Raw genomic sequence first — 26,996 nt, forward strand, 5'->3', positions numbered from 1 at the left:
ATTTTAGAAGCGAGGCGGTCCAAGGGACGAGATAACATCCCATCCTCCCCAGTCAACCTAACAGGTCGGCGAGGGTTGCCCAGGTGCCGCAGATTGCCGTGAAAGAGGAGCGACGCGTACTTGGGTACGCGAGCGACGAATGAGCGGCAAGGTGCGGTGGTTGGGCAAGCCGCAGCGCCACCTCCCTACTTAATGGCGGAAGTGGCGGGCACCCGTGAAAACCATCGCAATATTGTGCTCGTTGCAGGCCTGGATGCTCTCGTCGTCACGCTTGGAGCCGCCGGGCTGGATGATGCAGGTCACGCCGTGCGCGGCAAGCACGTCGACGTTGTCGCGGAACGGGAAGAACGCGTCGCTTGCGCAAGCAAAGCCGCCCTTCTCCACGCCCTCGCGCTCGCAGAAGTCCTCGGCACGCTCGCAGGCAAGCAGTGCAGAGTCAACGCGGTTAGGCTGACCCGGGCCCATGCCAATGCCGGCCTTGCCCTTGGAGACCAGGATAGCATTGGACTTGACGCCCTTGCAGACCTTCCAGGCAAACTCGAGCTCGGCCATTTCGGCATCGGTGGGCTTGCGGTCGGTGGGGAACGTAAAGGTCGCGGGATCCTCGGTCACGTGGTCGACTTCCTGCACCAGCATGCCGCCGTCGATGGAGCGCAGCTCCACTTGGGCACCGTGGTCCACGCCGCCGGTAGCCAGCACGCGCAGGTTGGGGCGCTTGGCCATGCGCTCGAGCGCCTCGGCGGTATAGCTCGGGGCGATGATGACCTCGACGAACTGCTTGTTCTGATCGGCAAAGTGCTCAACCAGCTCAAAGGGAACCTCGCGGTTGCAGGCGATGATGCCGCCGAAGGCGCTCTTGGGATCGCAGGCGAAAGCGCGGTCGTAGGCGGCCGTGATGTCCTCGGCAACGGCGGAACCGCAGGGGTTCTGATGCTTGAGGATCACGCAGGCCGGCTCGTCGAACTCGCGGACCAGGTTCCAGGCGGCATCGGCGTCCAGATAGTTGTTGTAGCTGAGCGGCTTGCCCTGGATCTGCTCGGAGCCCACAAGCGGGAACTGAGAGCTCGCGGTGTTCTCGCAGCCCTCGGCAAAGCGGTAGACCGTAGCCTTTTGCTGAGGATTCTCACCATAGCGCAGGTCGTCGACCTTCTCCAGCGAAATCTCGAGCTTGGCAGAGGTGTCCGCCACGTCGCTTGCCTGGGCGGCAAGCCAACGGGAGATAGCCGTGTCGTAGGCGGCGGTGGTCTGGTAGACCTTCACCTGCAGGCGACGACGGGTGGCAAGCGTGGTGCAGCCACCGGTCTCGCGCATCTCGGCCAGGACGGCATCATAGTCGGCCGGGTCGGAGATGACGGTAACGCTCGCGGCGTTCTTGGCGGCAGAGCGCAACATGGAGGGGCCACCGATGTCGATGTGCTCGATGGCATCCGCAAAGGTGACCTCGGGGTTGGCGACGGTCTTCTCGAACTCGTACAGGTTGACGACGACCAGGTCGATCAGCTTAATGCCGTGCTGGGCGGCCTCCTGCATGTGCTGCTCGGAATCGCGGCGGGCCAGCAGCGCGCCGTGAACCTTGGGGTGCAGGGTCTTAACGCGGCCGTCCATCATCTCGGGATAGCCCGTGAACTCCTCGATGGGGGTTACGGGAACGCCCGCGTCCTCGATGGCACGAGCCGTGCCGCCCGTAGAGATGATCTCGACGCCAAAGTCATCGACCAGCGTCCGTGCGAAATCGACGACGCCCGTCTTATCGGTAACCGAGATCAACGCGCGCGCGATCTTCACATCAGATCCCATGCAGTCCTCCTGTCTGGTACGCCGCCGTGCTCTGTGAGTCGGTGATACGTCGATCTGCAGCGCTCGCGCAGCGGCATTGAAAATACTGATTCAATGTAGCGCATCGAGCGCATCGATGCACCCCGCAACGGGCGCATGTGCAGAAAAAGTTTGCGAGCAGAGGGGATGGGCACGGCACCGGGCACGGTGAGTTCATGGAACACAGGGGCACCATAATTAGATGCCAATAGCGTGGTAGAACTGTGCTCGATATGCATCCGCAAAAGAAAGAGGCACCATGGTCTCGCGGGTTCTCTACCGACCGTTTGATACCGAAGACTTCGACGCCATCGCGCTGATTCTGCAGCAGCTTTGGCATAACAATTCGGATAACGATGAGTACAACCGCCTCGAGGCCGCGTGCGACCTCGCCCATTGCCTTTCGTCATCGACGTTTTCGCAGGTTGCCGTAATCGACGGTCAGGCGCGTGGCATTGCGCTCGCGCGCGCGGGACAGAGTTCCGGCGCCACCGTTAAGGAACACTGGATGGATACCGAACGCGCGCTGCTTTCGCAGATGCGCGAGCTGGAGCCCGATGTCTGCGCCGAGTATCTCTCGTTTGTGCGCGCAACCATCCGAACCAACAACCGCCTGCTCGAGAGCAGCCCGTTGCCGCACGACAACGAAGTCACGCTGCTCGCCGTCGATCCCGATGTCCACGGCCTGGGTGTAGGCTCAGTGTTGCTCGATGCCGCGGTCTCGTACCTGTCCTCGCGCGGGGCGACAAGGGCGCACCTGTACACCGACTCCAACTGCTCGTGGAAGTTCTACGAGTTGCACGGCTTTAAGCGCACGGCCACGCACCGCGCCAACCGCGAAGAGCGTCGTCACGACATGCCGCGCGAAAGCTTTCTCTACGAACTCGACCTAACAGCCTAGCCCAAGCAGCCACACCTAGTCATTTAAGAACGTCCCCAATGACTGATCCCCAACAACTAGTCATTTAAGTCTGTCCCCAATGAGTGGCCTAGGGGGTTTGTAGATAGCCCTGGTCAAAAAACATCAAATATGAGTACTGTTACCTTTTTAGTAGCAGCGATTTGGGGCATTTTTGATGCTTATAGGCATGACGACCAGCTGCACGAGCTGACATAACTCCCCAAATGTTCAATAAAATGGGCTCCTAACGAGAAGTACTCTCATTAGGAGCCCATTATTATGTGCAAACATATGTGACCAACGCAGCAACAGTACTCATATTTGGCATTTTTTGTCCACTGTCCCTTGCGCGAAGGTCCGCAGCGGAAAGTTTGACCCGTTTCGATGCACAAAAATGGGATGAATCTTCCCTGGCAACCGCCCAGAAAGATCCACCCCAAAGCAAGCGCTCGCTAGAACGTTCCGCCGCCGCCTCCGCCGACGCCGCCACCGCCGCCACCGGAAAAGCCGCCGCCGCTGCCGCCGCTCGAGCTATCGGAACTCGAAGCCAGCTCGCGGATGGTCTCGTGATACACCTCGTTGAACGAATCGAGCGGAGACTCGTTGCCGTAGTGATGGTAATACCACCAGTAGCAGGGGTAGTTGTCGTAGAAATCGTCGCTGTTGCGCAGATCCGCAGGCACGGCCTCGGCCAGCTGTCGCAGCACTTCTTTCGAAACGCCCAGGGCAACGCCCATCACCAGCAGTTTGTTCCACAAGATTAGGTCGCTGGGGATAGCCTCCTTCAGGCGCGTAAAGTCCTCGAGCCAATGCTTGAGCGCCTTGCAGCGAGCCGCCACCTCGGCGCCCTCCGGCGTGTAACGGCGGAAGGTGCAGCTCAGGACAAAGCCCACGATCGTAACGGGGATCGAGATCATAGCGGCACCGACGTTGGCATCCGCAAAGTCGGTATAGAACAGAGAGCCCAGAATGCCAAAGACAATGATGATGCCGAGAACCAGGCCGGCCACCATCGCGATAGTGCCATCCGATGCAATAAGCTCGCGCGCCTCCAGCTTGCCCTTAACTGTGCTCTGATAGTCCTCGAGCTTGTCGCCAACAGATGTGGTGCGCTCGCTAGCGTACTCCTCCAACTCGCTAAACGTGCGCGAACGGACTCCGTCCTTATCGGGCTTAACGCCAGCAAAGAAGACCTTGAGCACGTCGCGATCGATGCCGTCCTTCTTGGCAGCCTTCCAGGCCTCGTCGGTCACTGTGATGCGATACGTCTGCTCCTCTTTTTCGCGACGGAGCAGACCCTTCTTCTTGGTCTCGGTCGCTTCTTCCAGCTTGATCACGCGGTCGTCGGTGAGCTTCATAAGTGTGGCGATATATGCCTGATCGGGCACGTCGTTCCAGCTCATGAGAGCTGCAAGCACCGCGGGATGGTCGGCCGAGGGCACATCGCGGAAGTACTCGTCCTGGAAGAGTGGCTTGGGCTTGGGCCTGCGCAGCTTAAGCATCACGATCACACCGGTATAGGCAACCGCCACGACAACACACACCACGGCAATCGCGCCGGCAACCGCACGCGCGTGCTCACGGCGAGCGTTGGCCTCGTCGGCCCATTCCTTCTCTTCGCTCAGAATCGTCGACATGCGCTCTTCGCTCGAGGCGGCGAGCTGCGGCACCCAGTCGTTGGGGAAGGCGATGCGTGCCTCGGCGAATTCTCCCTCATGCACGCAGGGAATGGTATAGGTGACCATGGGCTCGTCCGCATCGAGTGACACGTCGCCCGTCAGCGGGCCGTGGCCCCATGCGCGGAAGTTATCGCCCTTGACGGCGGCCGTCCCGGCAGCGGCATTTGCAAAGTAGACTTCCATCTCGACGTCATCGGAGTCCGCAGACCAGCCGTCACCCACAAATTTCCAGTAGAGCTCGGCGGTATCGGCCCAGTTCATAACCGCACCGGTCATGGAATAACTCACGTAGTAGATTGCGCTGTCGCCGCTCTCGTGAGGGCTGAACACCTTAATCTTTACGCCGTCGTCGGACTGTTCCACCGTGTAAACGCCGTCGTCGCCTTTGTTTGCGCTGTCGACCTTGTTAAACGCAGTGTCGTCTTCCTCGACGCTTAGCACATTGACGACCACCGAGCCGCCTTGCTGGTTAGAGCCTGTATTGATATCCCAATACACGCCGTTGATGTCGTCGTCGAAATCGAACTGGCGTCCCTCGACAACGGTCAGCGAGCCATCGGCCTCAACCGTGGCGCCGATGTAGGTTTGGCTCATGGAGTAGCCGTCGGCGTGCGCGGCGGCAGGCAGCAGCAACAACGCAAGCGCGACGAGTGCGCAGACGGAAGCGAATCGCGCAAACAGGCGGCGCTGCCGACAGGGCTGGGCAACGGGGGCGTTCATAGGCACATCCTTTGTCTGTGGTACCAGTAGCGTCATTGTCCCACGTTTGCGGGCTCATGTGACGAACATCTAGGCCAGCGGAGTATCAAACGGGACGAAAGTCACGTCCACGGCCGGCACTTGGGGACGTTCCTTATCTGCCGGCAGTCTGGGACACTCCTTGCCATGGCCCGCGCCAGCAGCAGACACCACTTCACAGCTCCGTCACAGGTGTAGCGGCTTTGTGTGGGCGCGGCATGCGCTGATTGAGCCGCCAGTTGAGGGGCATAAAGCAGTTGAGCGAAAACGGTTTGCCCCTTTGCCGTCCGCTCGAGGATCATGTCCCCCTTTTCCGCGGAAACCCCGGCAGTTGCGAAGAGCTGCCGGGGTTTCTGTCGTTTGAGGGCTAAATTGATTGACGACGATTAAGGTGCCGAGCCGGTGGTCCGGCACGCGCAACGCGCGGCCTCAGCAACTTGCAGGCCACGGCAGCGTCTCCCCCACCGCGCCCCGCGCTATACTCGTCCGCATGGACATCAACGCACGCAACATAGCAACAACCGCCGCCGACGCGCCAACGACGCCGGCCGCTCCCGCGCCCGTCGTGGGGCGCTTCGCCCCGTCGCCCTCGGGCCGTATGCACCTGGGCAACGTGTTCAGCTGCCTGTGCGCATGGCTTTCGGCCCGCAGCCAGGGCGGCAGCATCGTGTTACGCATTGAGGACCTGGACGATCGCTGCAAGCGCCCGGAACTTGCCGCCCAATTGATTGACGACCTGGCCTGGCTGGGGCTGGAGTGGGACGAAGGCCCCTACTACCAGCACGACCGCCTAGACCTGTACGAGAGCGCCTTGCGCCGGCTGAAAGACGCCGGCCTCACCTATCCCTGCTTTTGCACACGCGCCGAGCTCCACGCCGCGAGTGCACCGCACGCGAGCGACGGCACGCCCATCTACCGTGGCGCCTGCCGAAGTCTTTCGGCCGAGGAGGTGGCCCGCCGCAGCGCCCTGCGCGCCCCGGCCACACGTCTGCGCGTGCCCACCGTCGACGACCTCGCAGACGACGTGATCGAATTTGTGGATCGCACGTACGGCGCCCAATGCGAAGCACTCGCCACCGAGTGCGGCGACTTTTTGGTGCGCCGCAGCGACGGCGTGTTTGCCTATCAGCTAGCCGTGGTGGTCGACGACGCTGCCATGGGCGTCACCGAGGTCGTGCGCGGATGCGACCTGCTGGGGTCCACACCGCGCCAGATCTATCTGCAGCACCTGTTGGGACTGCCCACGCCGCACTACGGACATATTCCGCTGCTCATGGCACCGGACGGCCGCCGCCTTTCCAAACGAGACCGCGATCTGGACCTGGGCGAACTCCGCGCCCGCTTTGGCACGCCCGAAGCGCTGCTGGGCTGGCTCGCCGGGCAAACGGGCATCGCGCCGGACACCACGCCGCGCTCTGCCGAGCGGCTGGTCGAGCACTTTAGCTGGGATGTTATCCGCGCGCACCGAGAGAACATCGCTGTAACGGCCGAGTAGCCAAATACGCCCCACCCCTACGCAACATCCCAAGGCTGGAGTTCGTCGCCCAGGCGAACGATGCAGTCGTAGAGCACGGTATGGCGCTCGGTCGGGTTGGCATCCCGATGAAAATGCCCGTAGTACCAGCGCTTGTAGTCCAAGCGGTCTTCCAACTCGTCAAAAAATGCCGTAAGTCGATCGACGGCGGGGCAATTCCAGCCGGGCGCCGGATAGAGCGTGGGCGAAAGCATGCGCGTAGAGCAGGTGTGGGTGACCACGTAGTCGACCTTCCAGGCCACGCTGTCGAGCTTCGTCCGTGTCTCCTCAAAGTTGCGCTCGTCCGGCAACTCCTGCGGCCACCAGCTGGAATACGGAATGCGGTATTCCTTGTCCACGCTCGTGGCGCCGCCCATGATAAAGACCGTTGAGCCGTCGAGTTCAAAAACCTCGCCGCGCGTCAGGCGCCGTATGGGCGAGGTGTCCGACAGGCGCTGTGTCAGTCCGCCGTGCCACAACTCCATGGGTCGCTCCGCCCAGTGGTCGAAACGTTCGTGATTGCCGTCGACGAACAGCACGGTATAGGGGCGCGACTCCAGCCAAGCGATGTCGGCGCACTCCTCGGCAGAGAAATCCCACGGAAAGCCAAAGTCGCCGGCAATGATGAGATAGTCGTCGCTCGTCAGGCTTTCCCCAAGATCCCAATCGCGCAGCTTTTGCATGTCGAGGCCGCCGTGAATATCGCCCGTCACATAGACCGTCATCGGATCACCACTTCCCTGTAAGTCGCTAGCCCACATTCTGCACGATCACTAAGCCAACCGTTCCAGCCCTTCCATCCTTTAGGACCTACCCCTCGCTCTTCCATCCAAACGGGTCAAGCACCCAAAAAACCAGATCGAGCACGCCGCTGGTCATCATGGCACCGGCAAGGGCCATGCAAACATGCAGAGAACTGGCACTTCGGAGCACGTCAAATGGTCCCAGAACAGCCAGCAGCGCGACCGCCACGCCGGCCGCGCACAGCACAAGACACGGCCCTGCGTCCTTGACGCACTTCTTTGCAAGGTGCTTGGTGTTGCCACTCATCAATATCGAACTCCTTAGAGGGTCGTTTTTCAGATGCATGCCGCCGCGACGGAGCATGGCGGCAGGGTAAGTGTCACATATCGTGCGGACATCAATGGAGAAACCTCCTGCTCGACCAACCCTTGACGCCGTTTTGCATCGGTACCCCATCCCCCGCTATCGGGCTCTATTACTTTTTCCGCGAAGTGAGCGTCTGTTTTTGGACCCCTGGAGCATCCGCATTTTTCAACGGCATAAACGCAGGATTCTGGCATCAAAACCGCAGAGAACGGCGCCCTCAAAGTGTCAATGCTTCGGGGGTCCGATTTTGCTCGTTCACTTCTCGGGAAAAGTATTAGACCTCGCCGCGGGCCACTAATAATGACCCCTCTATACACACCCAAAAACTCATCCAACATTAATCTTGGCTCAAGAATCGCTTAATCTATAACCTGCACTATAGAGTTCGACCAAGGGCGGGGCGGCGCAACGCAAACCGCCGAACGCAACGCTCGCGCCCGAGCAAATTGCCCGGCGTCGCGCCCATCGAACGAAAGGACAGGTCATGGACGACCTCGAAAAAGTTGAAACCATCCGCACCAAGTGCAACGTGAGTTACACCGATGCCAAGGCGGCGCTCGACGCTGCCGACGGCAACGTTTTGGATGCCATCATTTGGCTCGAGTCGCAGGGCAAGACCCAGACCACGTCGGCGCATGCCGCCACCGAGCCCGCGCCAGTCGATGAGCCCTCTGCCGAGATGGTCGCCGCGCAGGTCGCTTACGAAAAGTCGAGCGAAAAGACCGACTTCTCCAAGAAGATGGACAGCGTGTGGGAGTACCTCAAAAAGCTCTTCCGCCTGAGTCTGGACACCAAGTTTATCGCCACGCGCCGCGATGCGATCATCCTCAACATTCCCATCCTGATCCCCATCGTCGCGCTGTTTGCCTGGGGCGCCACGATATGGCTGATGCTGATTGGCCTGTTCTTTGGCATGCGCTACCGCATCGACAGCGACGGTGATGTACCCGGCAGCATCAATAACCTGATGGATCACGCCGCCGACGCCGCAGACGACATCAAGCAAAATCTCAACGACGACAAGTAATCGCAGACGGGGGCACGTATGGCACGAATCCTGATTGTAGAGGACGAGGAGAAAATCGCCCGCTTTGTGACGCTCGAGCTGGAGCACGAGGGTTACCAGGTAGAGCACGCCGCCGACGGCCGCACCGCCGTGGACCTGGCGCTGGAGCGCGACTACGATCTGATTCTGCTCGACGTACTGTTGCCGCAGCTCAACGGTATGGAAGTGCTGCGGCGCATCCGCAAGCACAAGGATGTGCCGGTGATTATGGTCACCGCGCGCGATGCCGTGATGGACAAGGTGGCTGGGCTCGATGCCGGCGCCGACGATTACCTGACCAAGCCGTTTGCGATTGAGGAGCTGTTCGCACGGATCCGCGTGGCGTTGAAGCGCTCGGAGGCCATGCGGGCGGCTTCGGGCGTAGCTGGCGTCGGCGCCGGAGCGGGCATGGCGGGCGTCGCGGGCGAGAAGGCCACCGCGATGCCCCCGGCCAGTGACATGGCCCAGACCCCTGCCTCGCCCTCCCCTGCCACACTCACCGTGGGATCGGTTGCGCTCGACCCCGACCGCCGCGAAGTCACGGTCGGCGGCTCGCCCATCGCGCTCACGGCCCGCGAGTTCGACGTCCTCGCCCTGCTTATGGCGCACGCCGGCACCGTGCTCACGCGCGAGCGCATCGCGCATGAGGCGCTAGGCTACGACTACGTGGGCGATACCAACAACGTCGATGTGCACATCGCACATTTGCGCGCCAAGATCGAAGACGCTGGCGGCGCCCGCATCATCCAGACCGTGCGCGGGGTGGGCTATGTCTGCCGCGCATAACGCCGAGGCCAAGCGCGTCACCTCCATCGCCCGCGCCATCAACTGGGGCTATATGTGGCGCCGCTTGATGAGCTACGTCTGGCTCGATCTGTTGCTGATGGTGATTGCGGCGGCGATCCTCGTCTATGGATACAACCAGACGCTGCCCGACAGCGCGTTTACCGCAGGCTGGATTCCCGGCGCCACCGTTCACGGCATGTCGCTGACGCCCGCACGCGGCTGGGACCTGACAACGCTCACCTATACCGTCGAGTTTGCGCGTACCACCAAGACCTTCCCCCTCGCGCAGGACCTCGTCGCGCTATGGCCTCTCTACCTTGTCGTTATGGGTTGGCAGGTCATCAGCGTGCTCAACATGCTCGGCGGCGCCCGCCGCGTGCGCCGCACCATGGCGCCGCTCAACGACCTTGCCTTGCGCGTGGACGAGCTCGGCCGTATGCAGCTCTCCGGCGGCAAGATGGAAACGCTGGAACAGGCCATCGAGCGCGCAAGCGTCGACTCGCCGAGCGTCACCACCGGCGACGCCGACCTGGCAAGCATCGAGGTCGCACTCAACCGCCTGCTGCGCCAGATGCAAGAGGCCAAGCTGCAGCAGATGCGCTTTGTCAACGATGCGAGCCACGAGCTGCGCACGCCCATCGCGGTGATTCAGGGCTACGTGAACATGCTCGACCGCTGGGGCAAAGACGACCCGGACGTGCTGGCAGAATCCATCACCTCGCTCAAAGCCGAAAGCGAGCATATGCAGGAGCTCGTGGAACAGCTGCTGTTTTTGGCACGCGGCGATGCCGGTCGCACCGTGCTGCGGCGCGCGAATACCAACCTGGCTGCACTGGTCGGCGAGGTTTGCGAAGAATCACAGATGATCGATGCCGGGCACACGTATCGACTGGCCTTTGACGCTGCGCTTGTCAGCGACTCGCGCTGCGATGCGTCCGTCGATGTGGCGCTTGTAAAGCAGGCTCTTCGCGTGATCGTGCAGAATGCCGCCAAGTACTCGGATGCGGGAACGCCCATCTCGTTTGGCGTAGCGCCGGATGCGGGCATGGGCACGATCGACATAAGCGTTGAGGACGAGGGTATCGGCATGAACCAGGAATCCGCAGCTCACGCGTTCGAGCGGTTCTACCGCGCCGACAACGCGCGCGATGCCGGCGCGCAGGGCTCGGGTCTGGGGCTTGCCATTGCCAAGTGGATCGTCGATAGCCATGGCGGTGTCATCGGTGTGACCTCGGTCGAAGGGGTCGGCAGCCGCTTTACGATTCGCCTGCCACGGTAGGGATGCCCCCTCGTGGATCGAGGTCTAATACTTTTCCCGAGAAGTGAACGACCATATTCGGACCCCCGAAGCATCCGCATTTTTCGGCCGCAAAATCGCAGGATTCCAGCATCGAAACTGCAGGAAACGATGCCCTTAAAGTGTCGATGCTTCGGGGGGGCTGATTTGTCTCGTTCACTTCTCGGAAAAGTATTAGACTTCGGTTTTTTGACCGTTGCAAAAGTCGATCCCTCGGCATAAATAAAGGGATAAGGCCATACGGCCCTATCCCTTTTTGCTAACTAAAGCAGCTCGTGCGCTACTCGCGGCACAGGTGCACGGCGAAGCCGGCGAACTCGCGCTTAAAGTACACGAGCTTGGTGCTACCGTCGGGCAGCAGCGCGCGCGACTCCTCGTTGACCTCGAGCCCGCGCTCGGCAAACCACTTCTCGGCCGCATCGATGTCGTTGACGGCAAAGCCAATGTGGCCCTTGGTGCCACGACCGTTCTGCTTCATAACCTCGACCAGCGAATCGTTAAAGTACGAAACCGGGGTCTCGATAACGGGCAGGCCCATCATCGTCGAGAACAGCTCCGCGATCTCCAAGGCGTCTGCCGGGTCGGCAGCGTTAATGCCCACATGGGCAACGCGCATACCAAAGAGCTCTACCGGATTGGCGTTCTGCTCACTCATGCAGGCAGCGCCTACTGAGCCATGACGTCAAGAACGGCCTTCTCGGCGGCAACGCGGTTCATGCCGGTCATGAAGGGCACGCCGCTCACGTACGGGCAGGTGAGGCCCTCGGGGGCAACGGTGGTGGCGATCAGCAGGTCGGCGCCCTCGTCGCAAGCGTCCTTGGCCTCGGAGATGGCGCACTGCACGATCTCATACTTGTCGGCGTAACCGTTGGCGTCGAGCAGGGTGGCGACCTTCTGGGCAACGAGCGTGGAAGTAGCAGCGCCAGCACCGCAAGCCAAAACGATTTTCTTCATAGGTAATGTCTCCCTTCATGGTTTACTTTAGGTAAGTGTACCGCAGCGAGCGATGGCACTCAGCCTCGATGAGCTTTTATGCCAGTTTGCTTGCGCGCTGCGTATAATACATCTAGTACGTGTTGTCATACCGCTCGCTATATGAGCGACTAAGGATCCCAATATGCCCGATTCCCGCACCCTCTGGACCGCCGTCGTTATCATCTGCATCGGCGTGTCGGTGTTCTTTAGCGTCAAAAAACGCACCACGTTCAAGCGTCTGCAGCAGCTTATGGCTGCCAAGCAGTGGGACGAGTTCGATCGTTTGCTCGACGGCAAACTCACCAGCATGCTGTACCCGCGCTACAACCGCGACTACCTGCGTCTGAACTCCTATCTGCTGCGCGAGGACCACAAGCGCGCCGATGAGATGTTCGATTTGCTGCTGGGGCTCAATCTGCCCAAGATGCAGCGCGTCGACCTGGTGATTAAGGCCTTTAACTACTATGCTGGCCAGGAGGACCGCAAAAAGTCCAAGGAGCTTCTGCACGAGATCAAGGGCTTTGAGGGCGGTCAGGCCGAGGCGGTCGCACACGAATGCCAGCTGATGTACGACACGATGATCCTCAAGCGCCACAACGACATTCCCGAGCTGGAGCGCATGCTCAAGGAAGCCGGTGACGACAAGGTTAAGAGCTGCCGCCTGGAATACCTGCTAGCCCTGCAGTACCAGAACAAGGGCGACGAGGCCAAGTTCGCCGAGTACTTGGAAAAGTCGGGCCAACACTCGATGGCCGTCAACGCGTAACGGACGGCTTGTGCTAGACTTCTAGTCTCACGGGGGCGTGGCGGAATTGGCATACGCAGGGGACTTAAAATCCCTCGCCGCAAGGATTGTGGGTTCGAGTCCCACCGCCCCTACCATATGAAGCGTTCGAGCCCGTATCCCCAAGGGATGCGGGCTCGTCTCTTTTTCACGCCGGCGGAGCTCTAAGTTGCGGTGGAATAGTTAAAAGGCGCTGAGGCTGGGGGTCCAGCCGATGGTGGGTAGCTCACCGTCGAGAACCGCGTTAATGGTGGCGGCCATGCCGGCAAGCAGGCTGTTCTCGCTTACGGTGAGCGTGTCGTAGCCGCCGGCTCGCATAAGCTCGCGAATCACCACGGCACCAGCCAAGATCACGCCCGCGCGTTTGGGCTGTACACCCGGTAGCGCGGCGATGCCTTCCGCGTCCAACACAGACATGCGCTCGATAGCGGCCGAGACCTGCTCCAGCGACAGCTCGCGTAGGTGCACAAAGCTCGAATCGTACGGTTCCAGCTCGTGGACCAGAGCCACCAGCGTAGTCACCGTGCCGCCCACCGCGACTAAGCGTTCGGCGCGCTCAAAGTCGACAGGCAGGCCCTCAAAATAGGCGGCGAACTGCTCGCCTGCCCACGCGGCAGCGGCAGCAAGCTCGCCATCCGCGGGCGGCAACGCAGAGAAAAAGCGCTCCGTCACGCGACGGCAACCGATGTCCAGCGAGCGCGTTCCCTCCAGCGCAAAGACGCCGCGCTCCGGAGCGTATACGCCCGTCGCGAGTTCCGTGGACCCGCCGCCCGAATCCGCGACGATGATGCGCTCGCCGGCAAAGTCGTGCGCCACGCCAAAAAACGTCAGGCGCGCCTCGACCTCGCCCGGAATCACCTGTGGTTTGAGCCCCAACTCGCGCAGGCCGTCCAGCAGCAGCGCGGCATTGGACGCATCGCGCGCGGCACTCGTGCACGTGGTGCAGACGCACACGGCCCCAAAGGCACGGGCCTCGTCCACAAACATGCGGCACGCAGCGAGCACACGCTCGACAGCCGCCTCGCAGAAGCGCCCCGTCGCGTCCACGCCCTCGCCCAGGTCGGTAATCTCGGTATGCTTGGACGATTCCACAATCGCTCCGCCCTCGACCTGGGCCAACACCAGTCGCGACGACACCGTTCCCAGGTCGATCGCGGCCACCTTATAGCGTTTGCAATTTGTCATTGCGGGCTCCCCTCCGGGCGCTATTTGCCGTTGGACACGACCGTCTGACCCTCGACGCCGTTAAACCCAAACAGCATGTCGAGCGCCTGGATGTACCACGGCGCGTCCTTGCCGACTTCTTCGATTTCCTTGGCCACTTCGCTGGCCTTCTTGGCGTTTGAGGACTTTTTGCTCGACGACGAGTCCGAATCGTCGTCCAAGCCTAGCACGTCAATCTTCTTCTCGCCGGGCATCACCAGGCCCAGGTCCTCGGACGCCGCGTCCTTGATACCCTCCTCCGAGAGCAGCTTGTCGACGCTTTTTTGCAGCTCATCATTGTATTGCTGGCGAATCTCGACCTGCTTGGCCAAGATATCGCTCGAACGCTTTGCCACGTACAGATCGCGCACGGGAAAATACAGGCTCACGAGCACCAGCGCCACCACGATACCGATAAACAGCGGACGCAGAGAGCCATGCGTAAAGTCATAGATCGCCTTGACCACCGCGTTGTCGTTGGCGTAATGCATAAAGTCCGAGCCCGAAAGACGACTCGAGGGTCTGCTCGATTTGTCGTGTGCCTGAGTCGAGAGACGCGATGCATGCGACGAACGCGCCGGGCGCACTGGTCCATCTGCCAAAGTATTTGATTGGGCATTGGGGCACGAGGTACTTGTCGGGCGCTGCGCGGGGCGGCCGACGCCGGCGTAGGCGGACCCACCGAGCTGCACCGTGCGCGCACGGTGCAGCGACGGCTCGCGCGAACCGGCGGAATAGTACCTGTTGTCGTAAATCTGATCCATGTGCGCCTTGTGCGGTTGAGGTTTGTTTGCGCTAAGTATTCTAGTTATAGCACGAGCACACGCAACGCCTTCGCCAGCCTTTGCTCGTCATAAAAAAGGCGCTGAGCCATATAGCCCAGCGCCCACAGCGCTTTGCGGCGTCCAGCCAAGGCGGGGCGGAACCGAGTCAGCCTCCCCCTCGCCAAATTCGCCCGTTTAGCGAATGTTGTAGAACGCGGCCTTGCCGGCGTAGCGCGCGCTGCCCTCGAGCTCGTCCTCGATGCGAATGAGCTGGTTGTACTTGGCGATACGGTCGCTGCGGCACGGGGCGCCCGACTTGATCTGGCCGGCGTTGACGCCCACGACCAGGTCGGCGATCGTGGAGTCCTCGGTCTCGCCGGAGCGGTGGCTCACGATGCAGGCGTAACCGGCCTCCTTGGCGGTCTCGATGGCCTCGAGCGACTCGGTGAGCGTGCCGATCTGGTTGACCTTGACCAGGATAGCGTTGGCGGCACCCAGCTCGATGCCCTTCTTGAGGCGCTCGGTGTTGGTGACGAACAGGTCGTCGCCCACCAGCTGCACCTTGTTGCCAATGCGGCGGGTAAGCTCAACCCAACCGTCCCAGTCCTCCTCGGCCATGCCGTCCTCGATGGAGATGATGGGATAGGTGTCGACGAGCTTCTCCCAGTAATCAACCATCTGGGCACTCGTGTACTCCACGCCCTCGCCCTTGAGCTCGTACATGCCGGTTTCGGCGTTGTAGAACTCGGTCGAGGCCGGGTCCATGGCGTACATGAAGTCGACGCCGGGCTTAAAGCCAGCCTTCTCGACGGCCTTGGTAATGTACTCGAACGGCTCGGCATTGGTCTTGAGGTTGGGCGCAAAGCCGCCCTCGTCGCCCACGCCGCCGCCCAGGCCCGCCTCGTGCAGCACGCCCTTGAGGGTGTGGTAGACCTCGGCGCACCAACGCAGGCCCTCGGCAAAGCTCGGGGCGCCCACCGGCATGATCATGAACTCCTGGAAGTCGACGTTATTGTCGGCATGCACGCCGCCGTTGAGGATGTTCATCATGGGCGTGGGCAGCAGATGGGCGTTGACGCCGCCCAGGTACTGGTACAGCGAAAGACCCGCCGACTCGGCAGCGGCGCGGGCGACGGCCAGCGACACGCCCAGGATGGCGTTGGCACCGAGCTTGGTCTTGTTGGGGGTACCGTCCGCGGCAATCAGCGCGGCATCGACGGCGCGCTGGTCGAAGGCGTCGAGGCCCACGACGGCGTTAGCGCACTCGTTATTGACGTGCTCGACGGCCTGCGAAACGCCCTTGCCCAGGTAGCGGCCCTTGTCGCCATCGCGCAGCTCGCATGCCTCAAAGGCGCCGGTCGAAGCGCCCGAAGGCACCATCGCGCGGCCGAAGCTGCCGTCCTCGAGCACGACCTCGACCTCGACGGTGGGGTTGCCGCGGCTGTCGAGTACCTCGCGACCGTAGACATCCAAAATATCGCTCATGTTGTCTCCCTCTCACTTGGAAACGGGTTGAATGCTTGGCGACACGGCTTGCACGCTACAGTGGCGCGCAGGTTCATAAGTTAGCCTTATCGCACTTTTTGCATTATGCCCTAAGTTAGCCAAGGGATACAATCTTTTTGAAAAAATAATGGGGGCGATGAGAAAGTCCGTCCCGTCGCCCCCGCAGTCTTACTCCTCTGCCTTTGCGGCATCCCAGAGGTCATTGAGGCCGTGGGTCGAAAGCTCGGCCAGATCCACGTGGGCGTCGGCCGCCATCTGCTCCATCGCGGCCCAGCGGCGGCGGAACTTTGCCGTGCTGGCACGCAGGGCGCTCTCGGCGTCGATTCCCTCCTTGCGCGCAACGTTGACCAGGGCAAAGAGCAGGTCGCCAAACTCCATCTCGCGCTCGGGCGAGCCGGAAGCCTCGGCCTCAAACTCGGCACGCTCCTCGGCGACCTCGTCCCACACGTCCTGGACCGTCTCCCACTCAAAGCCCACGGCAGCCGCCTTGCGCGACACCTTCTGAGCCTGCATCAGCGCCGGCAGGTGCGTGGGCACGCCGTCGAGCAGACCCTCGGGCGCGGCCTCGCCTGCCGCCACGGCCTGGTCTTTGGCGGCCTTCTCGGCAAGCTTGACCTCGTCCCAGATCTTGAGAACCTCGTCGGAGCTCTCGGCGTCCGCATCGCCAAACACGTGTGGGTGGCGGCGGATGAGCTTGGCGTCGATATCGCGTGCCACATCGGCCAGCGAAAACTCACCGGCGTCCGCCGCAATCTGCGCATGCAGTACGACCTGCATGAGCACGTCGCCGAGTTCCTCGCGCAGATGCGCCACGTCGTCGGCCTCGATGCAGTCGAGCGCCTCGTAGGCCTCCTCGATCATGTTCTTGCCAATGCTCTGATGCGTCTGTTCGCGGTCCCACGGGCAGCCATCGGGCTGACGCAGGCGCCAGATGGTCTGCACCAGATGCTGCAGCTCGGCCGACGCGTCGACCAGCGTGGACAGATCGCGCGAGCCCTCGGCATTTTGCTGAGCCAGCTGCTCGGGCATGGTTACTCCTCCTCCAGGATCACGTGGCGGAACGCACCGTCCTCGTAGATACCGTAGCTGTGCGTGCCGTCTTTGGGAATGCTCACGCTGCCGGGATTGAAGAGCCACAGGCCCGGGTGCGTCTCGCTCGCTTCGTTGACCTTGATGTGCGTATGGCCGTAGACGAGCGCGGAGCCCTCGGGCAGCGCGGGCGCGTGATCAACGCTGTTATGCATGCCAGCGCCAAAGACGTGGCCATGCGTCAGGAACAGCTCGCGGCCGGTCTCGTCGAACAGCGTGGCGTAGTCGGCCATGACGGGGAAGTCGAGGACCATCTGGTCGACCTCGGCGTCGCAGTTGCCGCGCACCGCGATGATGCGGTCGGCCAGGGCGTTGAGCAGCGGAATCACACGCTTGGGGGCATAGTCGCGCGGCAGGTCGTTGCGCGGGCCGTGGTAGAGCAGGTCGCCCAGCAGAACGATGCGGTCGGGCTGCTCGGATTCGATAGCGGCGACCAGGCGCTCGGTCCAGTATGCCGAGCCGTGGATGTCGGAGGCGATGAGGTATTTCATGGGTGGTCCTTTCGGTGGGGTTAATTGGATTGGCGCGGCACGTCACTCGCCCGCATCACTCAAATCGCAGCGCCGCGCTCTGAGCCGCCTGCATCACGCGTTGGAGCGGCGCGCCATGCTCGCGGGCAAGGCGGGCGCAATCCTCGTATTCGGGAGCCGCGCGCTCGCTGCCGTCGGGCAGAGTCGCCACCTTAACGGATACCTCGCCCCAAGGCGTCGTCACCTGCTCGAATCGGCGCGGCAGGCAAACGCGTTCCATCACCTGGCGACGAACGGCGTTGGTCGTGGTTTCCAAAAAGATAATCGTCTGCAGGCGTTCGATATCCTCATGCGAGCAAATCACCTGCAACTGCCATCCGGGGCGGCCCTTTTTGCAGTAGAGGGGCAGCCAGTGCACCTCGCGGGCGCCGGCCTCGCGCAGGCGGTCGGCGGCGTAGGCGAGCACCTCGGGCGACGCGTCATCGATGTCGCACTCCAGCTTGACGATAGTTTCGGGCGCATCGGTCTCGCGGGACAGCGGAGATGTACTTCCACGTTGCATACGGTCCGAATCCTTTCCGCACGGGCTCGTTTTATTCACCCAAACGCTAGCACATCGGACGTGGCATAGGCGTGACATTCGTCCGTCGCCGCCCTCACCCCTATCCAAACGTGTACGTCAGCCTCCAAACATGTCATTTTTTGTCGGTTTTGGAGGCTGACGTACACGTTTTGGAGCGGGGCCGCACACGATCAGAATTGCGCGCGCACTCCGTCCACCACAAAGTTCGCCGCACTCAACTATTTTGAACTTTCTACGCAGTTCATCGGCCAAAAAATAACCCTCGGCATACTTACCCACTGCACGATGTTACTCTAGTTGCATTTGGCTAACTAAGCGGCTGCCGAGAACCCCGCCCGGCACCGTTACGGTATAGGAGGTTTCATGTTCGAGAAGCGGCTCTTCTCCCTGGTTCCGCAGGCAACGCCCTACATTATGGCAAGCGTCCTGTTTAAGTGGATCGCGCTCATGGCAAACATCACGGTGATGTGGGTGCTTGCGCGCATCTTGGGCGGCATCGTCACGGACGGCCTTTCCGCCGCACTCGCCGTCGATGCCCTCGCACAGGCGGCCTTGCCGCTCGCCGCCGCCATCATCGTGCGCGCCGCCTCCATCTACCTGGCCCAACGCGCCGGCGACAAGGCCGCGTTCGAGGCCGTCCGCCGCGTGCGCTCGCTCGTCTACGACAAGCTCACCGCACTCGGCCCCTCCTACACCGAGACCGTCCCCACCGCCGAGGCCGTCCAGACCAGCGTCGAGGGCGCCACGCAACTCCAGGTGTACTTTGGCGGCTACCTGCCGCAGCTCTTCTTTGCCGGCTTGGCACCCATCACGCTGTTTGTACTGCTCGTGGGCCAGGCGGGTCTTCCCGCCGCGCTGCTGCTCGCCTGCGTTCCGGTCATCCCCGTCTCCATTATGATGGTCATGCGCAACGCCAAAAAGATCGGTGCCGAGTACTGGGGCAGCTATGTCGATCTTGGCGGCATGTTCCTGGAGGCCGTGCAGGGTCTCACCACCCTTAAGGTCTACCAGGCCGATCGAAGCTGGCACGAGCGCATCAACGCCGAGTCCGAGCGTTTCCGCACAGCGACCATGCACCTGCTGGTGATGCAGCTGCGCTCCATTTGCGTTATGGACCTGGTCGTCTATATGGGCGCCGCGCTCGGCATTATCGTGGCCGCACTGCAGCTCGCCACGGGCAAGATCGGCTTTGAGGCTGCCTTCCTCATCGTCTTTCTGTCACAGGAGTTCTTTTTGCCTATGCGCCGCCTGGGATCGCTGTTCCACACGGCCATGAACGGCATGGCCGCCTCGCGCCGCATGTTTGGCATTTTGGATACGCCCGAGCCCGAGCGCGGCGATGTTGAGCTTGATGGTCGCGGCGATATCGAGCTCGCAGGCGTGAGCTATGCCTACGGCGACCGCACCGTGCTGGACAGCGCCAGCGCGACCATTGCGCACGGCTCGCTCGTGGCACTCGTGGGCGAAAGCGGCGGCGGCAAGTCCACGCTCGCGGGGATTATCGCGGGCCGCAAGGACGCCTACCGCGGCAGCGTGCGCATTGGCGGCGTCGAGCTGCGCGATGCCACGGCCGCCTCACTCATGCGCGCCGTCACGCTGGTGCCCACCAACGGCTACCTGTTTGCCGGCACCCTGCGCGACAACCTGCTGCTCGCCCAGCCCAACGCCACCGACACCGAGCTTTTGCGCGCGCTCGACCGCACGCGCGTGGCGGCCTTTGTGCGGGCCAACGGCGGGCTCGACATGGTGATTAACGAGGGTGGCACCAACCTTTCGGGCGGCCAGCGCCAGCGCGTGTGCATGGCCCGCGCCCTGCTGCACGACTCGCCGATCTATGTGTTTGACGAGGCTACGAGCAACGTCGATGCCGCAAGCGAGGCCGCGATCGGCGAGGTCATCGCGTCGCTTGCCGGCGGGCACATTGTAATTGTGGTGGCACACCGCCTGTCGACGATCGTGGACGCCGATCAGATCCTGGTGCTGGAACGCGGCCGCATTGCCGAGCACGGGACTCACGGCGAGCTCTTGGCCGCCGCGGGCGCCTATGCGCGCATGTGGAACAGCCAGGAGCAGCTCTCGGCATATGCGTATGCAGAGGGTGATGCTGAGGATGCCGGCGCGGTTGAGGCTGTTGACGGCAGCGCCGCCTGTGCCGATGGCCTCAACGGTACTAGTTCGTCTTCCGCTGCCGCGGCGCCTGACTCCGGCCACGCCCGTCGCTCGGCGCCGTCCATCATGTGGCGCATGATGGGGCTCGTCCGACCGCTTGCCGGCTGGCTTGTGCTAGCCGTCGCGCTGGGCAGCATTGGCATGCTCACCGCCGCGTTCGTGCCGGCCTTTGGCGCCCTTGGCCTTATGGCCGCGCTGGGCCGCAACGCCTTGGGGCTTGGTCTTATCGCAGCATGCGCGGCCTGCGCCGCCTGCGGCATCGCGCGCGGGCCGCTCCACTACGGCGAGCAGCTCTGCAACCATTACATCGCATTCCGTCTGCTCGCACACATTCGCGACCTGGTGTTTGGCGCCCTGCGCCAGCTCGCCCCCGCCAAGCTCGAGGGCCGCGGCAAGGGCGAGCTCGTGAGCCTGGTCACCTCGGATATCGAGCTGCTCGAGGTCTTCTACGCGCACACCATCTCGCCCATTGCCATCGCACTGGTCTGCACCGTTGTGTTTGAAGGCTTTTTGCTGGCTGTGAGCCCCGAGCTCGCGGGCATCGCGCTCGTGGCCTACGCGGTCCTGGGCGTGCTGCTGCCCCTGATCTCGGCCAAGGCATGCGGCACCACCGGTCGCCAGAGCCGCGAGGGCGCCGGTAAGCTGGGCGCCTTTGTGCTCGACAGTCTGCGCGGCGCGTCCGAGACTATCCAGTTTGCCGGTGGCGCCGATCGCAGCCGGGCCCTGGGCAAGCTGACCGAGCAAGTCGGCGCCGTGGACGCGCGCCTCAAGCGCCGCCAGACGGCCAGCGAGGCCGTAGCCGATGCGCTTATTCTTGCGGCCAATCTGGTGATGCTCGGGCGTGCGCTGCAGCTGGTGTCTGCGGGAACGATTGATTTTGCCGCAGCGTTTGTCGCCGTCTTTACCTTTGTGTCGTCGTTTGGCTCGGTGATGGCCGTGAGCCGCCTGGGCGCCTCACTGCAGGAGACGCTCGCCTCGGGCGCACGCGTGCTCGATCTGCTCGACGAGCAGCCCCAGTGCGCCGAGGTCTCCGACGGACAGGACGTTGGGTTTGCCGGCGCCGCAGCCGAGCATGTGGGCTTTAGCTATGCGGGCGGCGTGGACGCGGGCGGTGCCGACACCACAGAGCAGGCCGCGAACAACCCCGCCTCGAGTCTCATCCTCGACGACGTGACCTGCACCTTTGCGCCCGGCACCATGACCTGCATCATGGGACGCTCGGGCTCGGGCAAGTCGACGCTGCTCAAGCTGCTCATGCGCTTTTGGGACCCCGCAGCCGGCACCATCACGGTGAGCGGCGTCGATGCCCGCCACATCAACACGGCGAGCCTGCGCAGCCACGAGGCCTATATGACCCAGGACACGCATCTGTTCTGCGGCACCGTACGCGAGAACCTGCTGGTCGCGCACGCCAACGCCACCGATACCGAGCTGCTCGACGCTTGCCGCTCCGCCTCACTCACCACGCTCATCGACCGTCTGCCACAGGGATTCGACACGCCCGTTGCCGAACTGGGCGACTCGCTTTCGGGCGGCGAGCGCCAGCGCATCGGCCTTGCGCGCATCTTCCTCAACGACGCACCCTTCATCTTGCTCGACGAACCCACCAGCGCGCTCGATGCCCTCAACGAGGCGTCCGTGATGCAGGCAATCGACGAGCTCAAGCGCCGCGGCAAGACCATTGTGCTCGTAAGCCACCGTGCCAGCACCTGCGCGTTTGCCGATTTCTCGCTTTCGGTCGAGCACGGGAGGCTGAGCTAATGGCGCGCCCAGTCGACACACCGGAGCTGGCACGCAAACGTGAGCGCGAGGCCCAAATGGTGTCGCAGATGATTGCGCTGTGGTGTCGTGGGCATCATGGCGGCGGGCATGCGGTCGAACAGGCTGGCGACGATGAGCCCGTGCGCGTGAAGCTCGGCCTTCGGACCATTACGCTCTGCCCCGAATGCGCCGAGCTGCAGAAATACGCCATCGCGCGCATTGAGCACTGCCCGCACATGGGCACCAAGACATTTTGCTCGGCCTGTCCTTCGCATTGCTACCGGCCTGCCATGCGCGAGAAGATCCGCGAGATCATGCGCTGGTCGGGACCGTGTATGATCCGCTATCGCCCCATCACCGCCGTAAGACACGCGATGGTAACGGTGCAGGCCAAACGCGTGGCGGCACGAAGCAAGTAGTCGCCGGCGCCGGCACGCGCCGCCCCGCCCCTCGTCCTCATCTCAAACGTGTACGTCAGCCTCCAAACATGTCATTTTTTGCAGCTTTTGGAGGCTGACGTACACGTTTTGAGAGCAAACGAGGCCGCACCGCGCAGCCTTTCCGATCGATTTCGACCCCCGGCGTGCCCGGCGTGTTGAGGGCTGCGCCATTACAATGGAGCGGATTCACCAAATGCAAAGGAGTCGCCATGCCCGCCTGCCCGCTGGTCGATTGCCACACCCATACTTCGTTTTCGGACGGCCATGCCTCGTTTGAGGACAACGTCCGCGCTGCTGCCGCCGCCGGCTGCCGTGTCATGGTCTCGACCGACCACCTCACCCTGTCTGCCAGCATGGACGCCAACTGCGAAGTGCAGGTTGTCGAGGGCGACTTGCCGACACATCGCCTGGCCTTTGAGGACGTCTGCAAACTCGCCGCGCAGATCGCGCCAAGGCTCGAGCTTATCTATGGATTTGAATGTGATTGGTACGAAGGCTGCGAGCCTTTAGTTGAGCGCTGGTCCGCGGGCGCCGTCGTGCGCCTGGGCAGTGTGCATTGGATTGGCAACCCAGGCAATATTGCGGCAGGTGCTGCGGGCGCGGCGGGGACGGAGGACGTCGCTCGTCCCGATACGCCCGATTCGCGCTGCGGTTGGATCGACGATGATACCGACCTGCATGTTTGGGAAAACTTAGGCGTGCGCGGCGTGTGGGAGCGCTATGTCGATGACTGGTGCCGCGCCTGCGAGAGCCCGCTCAACTTTGATGTAATGGCTCACCCCGACCTGGTCATGCGCTTTTCGAAGGAAGGCTTTGCGCCCGACTTTGACCCCGCACCGTTTTGGCAGCAGATGGCCGAATGCGCCCACGATACGGGCCGCCGCATTGAGGTCTCGACCGCCGCACCGCGCAAGGGCCTCGACGACTACTATCCCACGACCGGATTGCTGCGCTGCTTTGCCCATGCCGAGGTGCCCATTACCTTTGGATCGGACGCACACCGCGCCTGCGACATCTGCTGGAACATCCGCGAGGCTCAGGCCCACGCCTACGACTGCGGTTATCGAACCTTCGACATCCCCCACCCCACCGGCGAATGGGAATCCACACCCCTCGCCTAACTAGTCGTTTAAGAACGTCCCCAATGACTAGTGGCGGCGGGCGTTGAGTTCGCCGGCCAGTTCGTCGAGGGTGATGCCGTAGCGCTCGAGCGTCACGAGCAGGTGGTAAATCAGGTCGCCCGCCTCGTAGCGAATGTGGTCGTGGTCGTCATCCTTGCAGGCCATGATCACCTCGCTCGCCTCCTCGGCAAGCTTCTTGAGCAGCTCGTCCTCGACATCGGTCAGCAGGCGGGCGGTATAGCTCTCCTCCGGCGACGCGTCGCGACGACCGTGAATCACCTCGGCCAGTCCCGTCAGCGTCTCGCCGATGTTTCCCAGCTGCACGTTAGCTGTTCTGACTCCCATGGTTATTTCCTCTCGTTACTGCAGCGTAAAGTAAGTACCGGTCTCATCGAACCGAAGCTTTGCGCCCTTTTTCTCAAAGAACTCAACGATGACGGCATGGGCCTCATCGAGCCTTTCCTTCTCGGCCTCGAGCCAAAACGACTGCGCCCCGCAGGCATCGGTCAGGTGCACGCGGCACGGCACGCCCGCGCGGAGGAGCTCGGTGTTGCAGTCGGCGACCTCGAACGGCGTCACGACCTTCATTGCACTCCCCCTTCCACGCGCTTAAAGAAGCAGGTACGGTTGCCGGTATGGCAGGCCGGACCCGGCGAGTCGACCTTTACCAGCAGCGTATCGCTATCGCAGTCGGCCCAGAGCTCCTTGACCTCCTGCATATTGCCGCTCGTCGCGCCCTTGTTCCAGAGCTCCTGGCGGCTGCGGCTCCAAAACCACGTGGTGCCGGTCTTGAGCGTCAGCCCCACCGATTCCTCGTTCATCCAAGCAACCATAAGCACCTCGCCGGTGTCATATTGCTGAACCACACAAGGAATCAGCCCGCGGGCGTCGTATTTGAGCTCGGACGCAGTTGTCACTTGCTCCATTTAAAAATCCAATCTCACAGGTATTCCCTGGCTGGCCATGTATTCTTTGACTTCGCGAATGCTGAAGGTTCCAAAGTGAAAGACGCTCGCCGCCAGCACGGCATCGGCCTCGCCCTCGATCACGCCCTCGGCAAAATGCTCGAGTGTACCAACGCCGCCGCTCGCGATGACGGGGATTGGCACCGCGCGGGCCACGGCGCGGGTGAGCGCCAGGTCAAAGCCGGCCTTGGTGCCGTCGCGATCCATACTGGTCAGCAAGATCTCACCGGCGCCGCGACGAGCCGCTTCCTCGGCCCACGCCACCGCGTCGATACCCGTGGCGTTGCGGCCGCCCGCCGTGAAGACCTCCCACTTGTCAGCACCCGGCTCTCCGGGCAAACCGACGCGCTTGGCATCGATCGCCACGACCACGGCCTGACTGCCAAAAGCCGCGGCAGCCTGGCTAATCAGCGACGGGTCACGCACGGCCGCCGAGTTGAGCGACACCTTGTCGGCACCGGCGGCAACCATGGTCCGCATGCCCGCCAAGTCGCGAAAGCCGCCGCCCACGGTATAGGGAATAGTGAGCTCCTCGGCCGCGTGCGCCGCCATCTCGATGGTCGTCGCACGGTTGTCACTCGTCGCGGTAATGTCCAAAAATACAACCTCGTCCGCACCCTCGCGGTCGTAGGCACGCGCCAGCTCCACCGGATCGCCCGCATCGCGCAAGCTCACAAAGTTGACGCCCTTGACCACACGGCCGTCCTTGACGTCCAGGCAGGGAATTACGCGTTTGGTAAGCATGGACTACTCCTCCCCTCGGGTGGCGGCGAGCGCCTGAACCAGCGTAAAGTTGCCCTCGTAGAGCGCGCGACCGGTGATGGCACCTTCAATCGCGCCCTCACCCACCGCGGCCAGCGCACGGATGTCGTCGAGCGTCGAGATGCCACCCGAAGCCACGACGGGAAAACCCGCGACCTCGGCCACATGGCGATATGCCGCTACATCGATGCCCGTCTGCATGCCATCGCGCGCGATGTCGGTGTACACCAGATGCTTAAAGCCCAGCTCGGAAAGCTGCGCCACGGCATCATCGAGTGCCACGCCCGCGCCATCGCGCCAACCGTTCACCTTGACCTGGCCGTCACGGGCGGCGATGTCTGCCACCAGCAGCTCGCCAAAGCCGTGCGCTGCCACCTCGGCAAAACCCGGCTCGGTCACTAGCACGGTCCCCAGCGCGATGCGGCGCGCACCATAGCCGGCCAGCTCGTCAATGCGTGCGAGCGAGCGGACGCCGCCGCCCACGTCCACGGACAGGCCATCGACGCCGCAGATGGCCCTAATTGCCGCCGAGTTGGCAGCGCACGCGTCCTCGTCCTCGCCAAAGGCAGCGGACAGGTCGACGACGTGCACCCAGCTTGCACCTTGCTCGGCAAACGAGCGGGCAACGGCGACGGGGTCATCGGAATATACCTTGCAACGGCTGCGGTCGCCGCGCTCCAGGCGCACGACCTTGCCGCCGATCAAATCGATTGCGGGGAACAGGATCATCGGCCGGCCTCCTCGACGATATTGACGAAGTTCTTAAGAATGCGCTGACCCAGCGCGGAAGATTTCTCGGGATGGAACTGGCAGCCCCACACGTTGCCGTGACGCACGATGCACGGGAAGCTCCGCGTATAGTGCGTGCGCGCCAGCACATCGGCGGCATCGGCGTCGTCGGCCACCGCGTAGCTGTGGGTGAAATACATGTTGGCACCCTCGGCAAAACCAGCAAGCAGCGGATCGGCCGCGCCGGCGGGCGTCATGTGCACCTGGTCCCAGCCCACGTGCGGCACCTTCAGGCGGCTCGACTCCAAGCGCGTGCACGAACCGCGCATAATACCCAGGCCATCGATCCAGGGGCCGTCAGCCCGCTCGGAGGCATTACCGTCCGCGGCAACGCCCTCGTCCGCCGGCACGCCCTCGTCGCCGCGCTCAAAAAACAGCTGAAGGCCCAGGCAGATGCCGAGCAGCGGAGTTCCGGCGGCAACGGCATCGAGCACGGCCACCTCCTCGCCGCTCTGACGCATAAAGGCGATCGCGTCATAGAACGCACCCACGCCCGGGATGACCAGGCCGTCGGCGTTGCGGATCTGCTCCGGATCGTCCGACGTGCAGGCAGCGGCACCGGCGCGCGCAAGCCCGCGCACGACGCTCGACAAGTTGCCCTTGTGGTAGTCGACCACCACAATCTTCGGTTCGCCCACGCGACCCCTCCACTTCTCATCATCCAAAACCACCACGAAGGCGCCTGTGAACTGCCTCCCATTTCTTGGACATCGGGAAATGGGAGGTTTTCC

Annotated in this window: 27 protein-coding genes and 1 tRNA gene; 10 read left to right on the top strand and 18 right to left on the bottom strand. The window is 62.7% G+C overall.

Annotated features, from left to right (window positions below):
• Positions 1–189 precede the first annotated feature (189 nt).
• Positions 190–1,797 (bottom strand): bifunctional phosphoribosylaminoimidazolecarboxamide formyltransferase/IMP cyclohydrolase, encoded by a 1,608-nt coding sequence (gene purH / locus DWV58_RS08640; protein WP_117583593.1) that lies wholly within the window; start codon positions 1,795–1,797, stop codon positions 190–192.
• Positions 1,798–2,074: 277 nt separating this feature from the next.
• On the opposite strand from purH, the gene DWV58_RS08645 reads away from it, so the two are divergent.
• Complete coding sequence (locus tag DWV58_RS08645) at positions 2,075–2,716, top strand: GNAT family N-acetyltransferase (protein ID WP_117769936.1); 642 nt, start codon at positions 2,075–2,077, stop codon at positions 2,714–2,716.
• A 452-nt stretch (positions 2,717–3,168) separates the two neighbouring features.
• Here DWV58_RS08645 and DWV58_RS09895 read toward each other — a convergent pair whose 3' ends face one another.
• A complete protein-coding gene (locus tag DWV58_RS09895) occupies positions 3,169–5,115 on the bottom strand; it encodes a DUF2207 domain-containing protein (protein ID WP_158564553.1) in 1,947 nt (648 codons plus the stop codon).
• A 394-nt stretch (positions 5,116–5,509) separates the two neighbouring features.
• Between DWV58_RS09895 and gluQRS the strand changes: the two genes are divergently transcribed.
• The gene (gluQRS, locus tag DWV58_RS08655; protein ID WP_255413164.1) at positions 5,510–6,628 is read left to right on the top strand and encodes a tRNA glutamyl-Q(34) synthetase GluQRS; all 1,119 of its coding nucleotides are present in this window, start codon (positions 5,510–5,512) and stop codon (positions 6,626–6,628) included.
• A 17-nt stretch (positions 6,629–6,645) separates the two neighbouring features.
• Here gluQRS and DWV58_RS08660 read toward each other — a convergent pair whose 3' ends face one another.
• Positions 6,646–7,371, bottom strand: coding sequence for a metallophosphoesterase (locus tag DWV58_RS08660; protein ID WP_117776840.1), 726 nt, complete (start codon positions 7,369–7,371; stop codon positions 6,646–6,648).
• 85 nt (positions 7,372–7,456) lie between these two features.
• On the bottom strand, positions 7,457–7,696 hold the full coding sequence (locus tag DWV58_RS08665) for a hypothetical protein (protein WP_117564911.1): 240 nt from the start codon (positions 7,694–7,696) through the stop codon (positions 7,457–7,459).
• 544 nt (positions 7,697–8,240) lie between these two features.
• Here DWV58_RS08665 and DWV58_RS08670 point away from each other — a divergent pair.
• Genes DWV58_RS08670 through DWV58_RS08680 form a run of 3 tightly spaced genes read left to right on the top strand, consistent with a single transcriptional unit; the run spans position 8,241 to position 10,866 of the window.
• Positions 8,241–8,783 (top strand): DUF4342 domain-containing protein, encoded by a 543-nt coding sequence (locus tag DWV58_RS08670; protein ID WP_117776841.1) that lies wholly within the window; start codon positions 8,241–8,243, stop codon positions 8,781–8,783.
• 18 nt (positions 8,784–8,801) lie between these two features.
• Positions 8,802–9,587: a response regulator transcription factor gene (locus tag DWV58_RS08675; RefSeq protein ID WP_117640414.1), complete on the top strand. Its 786-nt coding sequence runs from the start codon at positions 8,802–8,804 to the stop codon at positions 9,585–9,587.
• Positions 9,571–10,866 (top strand): cell wall metabolism sensor histidine kinase WalK, encoded by a 1,296-nt coding sequence (locus tag DWV58_RS08680; RefSeq protein ID WP_117640415.1) that lies wholly within the window; start codon positions 9,571–9,573, stop codon positions 10,864–10,866. Before DWV58_RS08675 ends, DWV58_RS08680 begins: the two co-directional genes overlap by 17 nt.
• A 298-nt stretch (positions 10,867–11,164) precedes the next feature.
• On the opposite strand, the gene DWV58_RS08685 is transcribed toward DWV58_RS08680, so the two are convergent.
• Together DWV58_RS08685 and DWV58_RS08690 are read right to left on the bottom strand one after the other, a co-directional pair.
• Complete coding sequence (locus DWV58_RS08685) at positions 11,165–11,539, bottom strand: VOC family protein (RefSeq protein ID WP_117640416.1); 375 nt, start codon at positions 11,537–11,539, stop codon at positions 11,165–11,167.
• Positions 11,540–11,550: 11 nt separating this feature from the next.
• Entirely contained in the window at positions 11,551–11,838 is a 288-nt protein-coding gene (locus tag DWV58_RS08690) for a PTS sugar transporter subunit IIB (RefSeq protein ID WP_117640417.1), read from the bottom strand.
• Positions 11,839–12,001: 163 nt separating this feature from the next.
• Here DWV58_RS08690 and DWV58_RS08695 point away from each other — a divergent pair, with 163 nt between their 5' ends.
• A complete protein-coding gene (locus DWV58_RS08695) occupies positions 12,002–12,625 on the top strand; it encodes a hypothetical protein (RefSeq protein WP_117776842.1) in 624 nt (207 codons plus the stop codon).
• A gap of 31 nt (positions 12,626–12,656) precedes the next feature.
• Positions 12,657–12,741 (top strand) — tRNA-Leu (locus DWV58_RS08700).
• Between the two features lie 85 nt (positions 12,742–12,826).
• Here the strand turns inward: DWV58_RS08700 and DWV58_RS08705 are convergent.
• The 6 genes from DWV58_RS08705 to larC all read right to left on the bottom strand — a co-directional run bounded on the left by DWV58_RS08705 (position 12,827) and on the right by larC (position 18,237).
• On the bottom strand, positions 12,827–13,828 hold the full coding sequence (locus tag DWV58_RS08705) for a hypothetical protein (protein ID WP_117776843.1): 1,002 nt from the start codon (positions 13,826–13,828) through the stop codon (positions 12,827–12,829).
• Between the two features lie 20 nt (positions 13,829–13,848).
• A complete protein-coding gene (locus DWV58_RS10025) occupies positions 13,849–14,610 on the bottom strand; it encodes a septum formation initiator family protein (protein ID WP_233540552.1) in 762 nt (253 codons plus the stop codon).
• A gap of 195 nt (positions 14,611–14,805) precedes the next feature.
• A complete protein-coding gene (gene eno / locus DWV58_RS08715) occupies positions 14,806–16,095 on the bottom strand; it encodes a phosphopyruvate hydratase (protein WP_117564903.1) in 1,290 nt (429 codons plus the stop codon).
• Positions 16,096–16,284: 189 nt separating this feature from the next.
• Positions 16,285–17,145, bottom strand: coding sequence for a nucleoside triphosphate pyrophosphohydrolase (gene mazG, locus DWV58_RS08720; protein WP_117629968.1), 861 nt, complete (start codon positions 17,143–17,145; stop codon positions 16,285–16,287).
• A gap of 2 nt (positions 17,146–17,147) precedes the next feature.
• Complete coding sequence (gene yfcE, locus DWV58_RS08725) at positions 17,148–17,696, bottom strand: phosphodiesterase (RefSeq protein ID WP_117776844.1); 549 nt, start codon at positions 17,694–17,696, stop codon at positions 17,148–17,150.
• Positions 17,697–17,751: 55 nt separating this feature from the next.
• Complete coding sequence (gene larC, locus DWV58_RS08730) at positions 17,752–18,237, bottom strand: nickel insertion protein (RefSeq protein WP_233540553.1); 486 nt, start codon at positions 18,235–18,237, stop codon at positions 17,752–17,754.
• Positions 18,238–18,621: 384 nt separating this feature from the next.
• Here larC and DWV58_RS08735 point away from each other — a divergent pair, with 384 nt between their 5' ends.
• The 3 genes from DWV58_RS08735 to DWV58_RS08745 all read left to right on the top strand — a co-directional run bounded on the left by DWV58_RS08735 (position 18,622) and on the right by DWV58_RS08745 (position 23,749).
• Complete coding sequence (locus DWV58_RS08735; RefSeq protein ID WP_117776846.1) at positions 18,622–22,188, top strand: ATP-binding cassette domain-containing protein; 3,567 nt, start codon at positions 18,622–18,624, stop codon at positions 22,186–22,188.
• Positions 22,188–22,607, top strand: coding sequence for a nitrous oxide-stimulated promoter family protein (locus DWV58_RS08740; RefSeq protein WP_117776847.1), 420 nt, complete (start codon positions 22,188–22,190; stop codon positions 22,605–22,607). The genes DWV58_RS08735 and DWV58_RS08740 overlap by 1 nt, the downstream gene beginning before the upstream one ends.
• Positions 22,608–22,837: 230 nt before the next feature.
• On the top strand, positions 22,838–23,749 hold the full coding sequence (locus DWV58_RS08745; RefSeq protein ID WP_117776848.1) for a PHP domain-containing protein: 912 nt from the start codon (positions 22,838–22,840) through the stop codon (positions 23,747–23,749).
• A 27-nt stretch (positions 23,750–23,776) separates the two neighbouring features.
• Here the strand turns inward: DWV58_RS08745 and hisE are convergent, their stop codons facing one another.
• Genes hisE through DWV58_RS08775 form a run of 6 tightly spaced genes read right to left on the bottom strand, consistent with a single transcriptional unit; the run spans position 23,777 to position 26,903 of the window.
• A complete protein-coding gene (gene hisE / locus DWV58_RS08750; protein WP_117776849.1) occupies positions 23,777–24,094 on the bottom strand; it encodes a phosphoribosyl-ATP diphosphatase in 318 nt (105 codons plus the stop codon).
• A 15-nt stretch (positions 24,095–24,109) separates the two neighbouring features.
• Positions 24,110–24,337 carry a hypothetical protein gene (locus tag DWV58_RS08755; RefSeq protein ID WP_117776850.1) on the bottom strand — a complete coding sequence of 76 codons (228 nt, stop codon included), beginning with the start codon at positions 24,335–24,337 and terminating at the stop codon, positions 24,110–24,112.
• Positions 24,334–24,666, bottom strand: a complete 333-nt coding sequence (gene hisI, locus DWV58_RS08760; protein ID WP_370448365.1) for a phosphoribosyl-AMP cyclohydrolase — start codon at positions 24,664–24,666, stop codon at positions 24,334–24,336. The genes DWV58_RS08755 and hisI overlap by 4 nt, the downstream gene beginning before the upstream one ends.
• A gap of 9 nt (positions 24,667–24,675) precedes the next feature.
• Positions 24,676–25,458 carry an imidazole glycerol phosphate synthase subunit HisF gene (gene hisF / locus DWV58_RS08765; RefSeq protein WP_117776852.1) on the bottom strand — a complete coding sequence of 261 codons (783 nt, stop codon included), beginning with the start codon at positions 25,456–25,458 and terminating at the stop codon, positions 24,676–24,678.
• A gap of 3 nt (positions 25,459–25,461) precedes the next feature.
• Positions 25,462–26,205 (bottom strand): HisA/HisF-related TIM barrel protein, encoded by a 744-nt coding sequence (locus tag DWV58_RS08770; protein ID WP_117776853.1) that lies wholly within the window; start codon positions 26,203–26,205, stop codon positions 25,462–25,464.
• Positions 26,202–26,903, bottom strand: coding sequence for an imidazole glycerol phosphate synthase subunit HisH (locus DWV58_RS08775; protein ID WP_117776854.1), 702 nt, complete (start codon positions 26,901–26,903; stop codon positions 26,202–26,204). The genes DWV58_RS08770 and DWV58_RS08775 overlap by 4 nt, the downstream gene beginning before the upstream one ends.
• Positions 26,904–26,996 lie beyond the last annotated feature (93 nt).

The sequence above is a fragment of the Collinsella sp. AF11-11 genome (assembly GCF_003465485.1).
Lineage (GTDB): Bacteria > Actinomycetota > Coriobacteriia > Coriobacteriales > Coriobacteriaceae > Collinsella.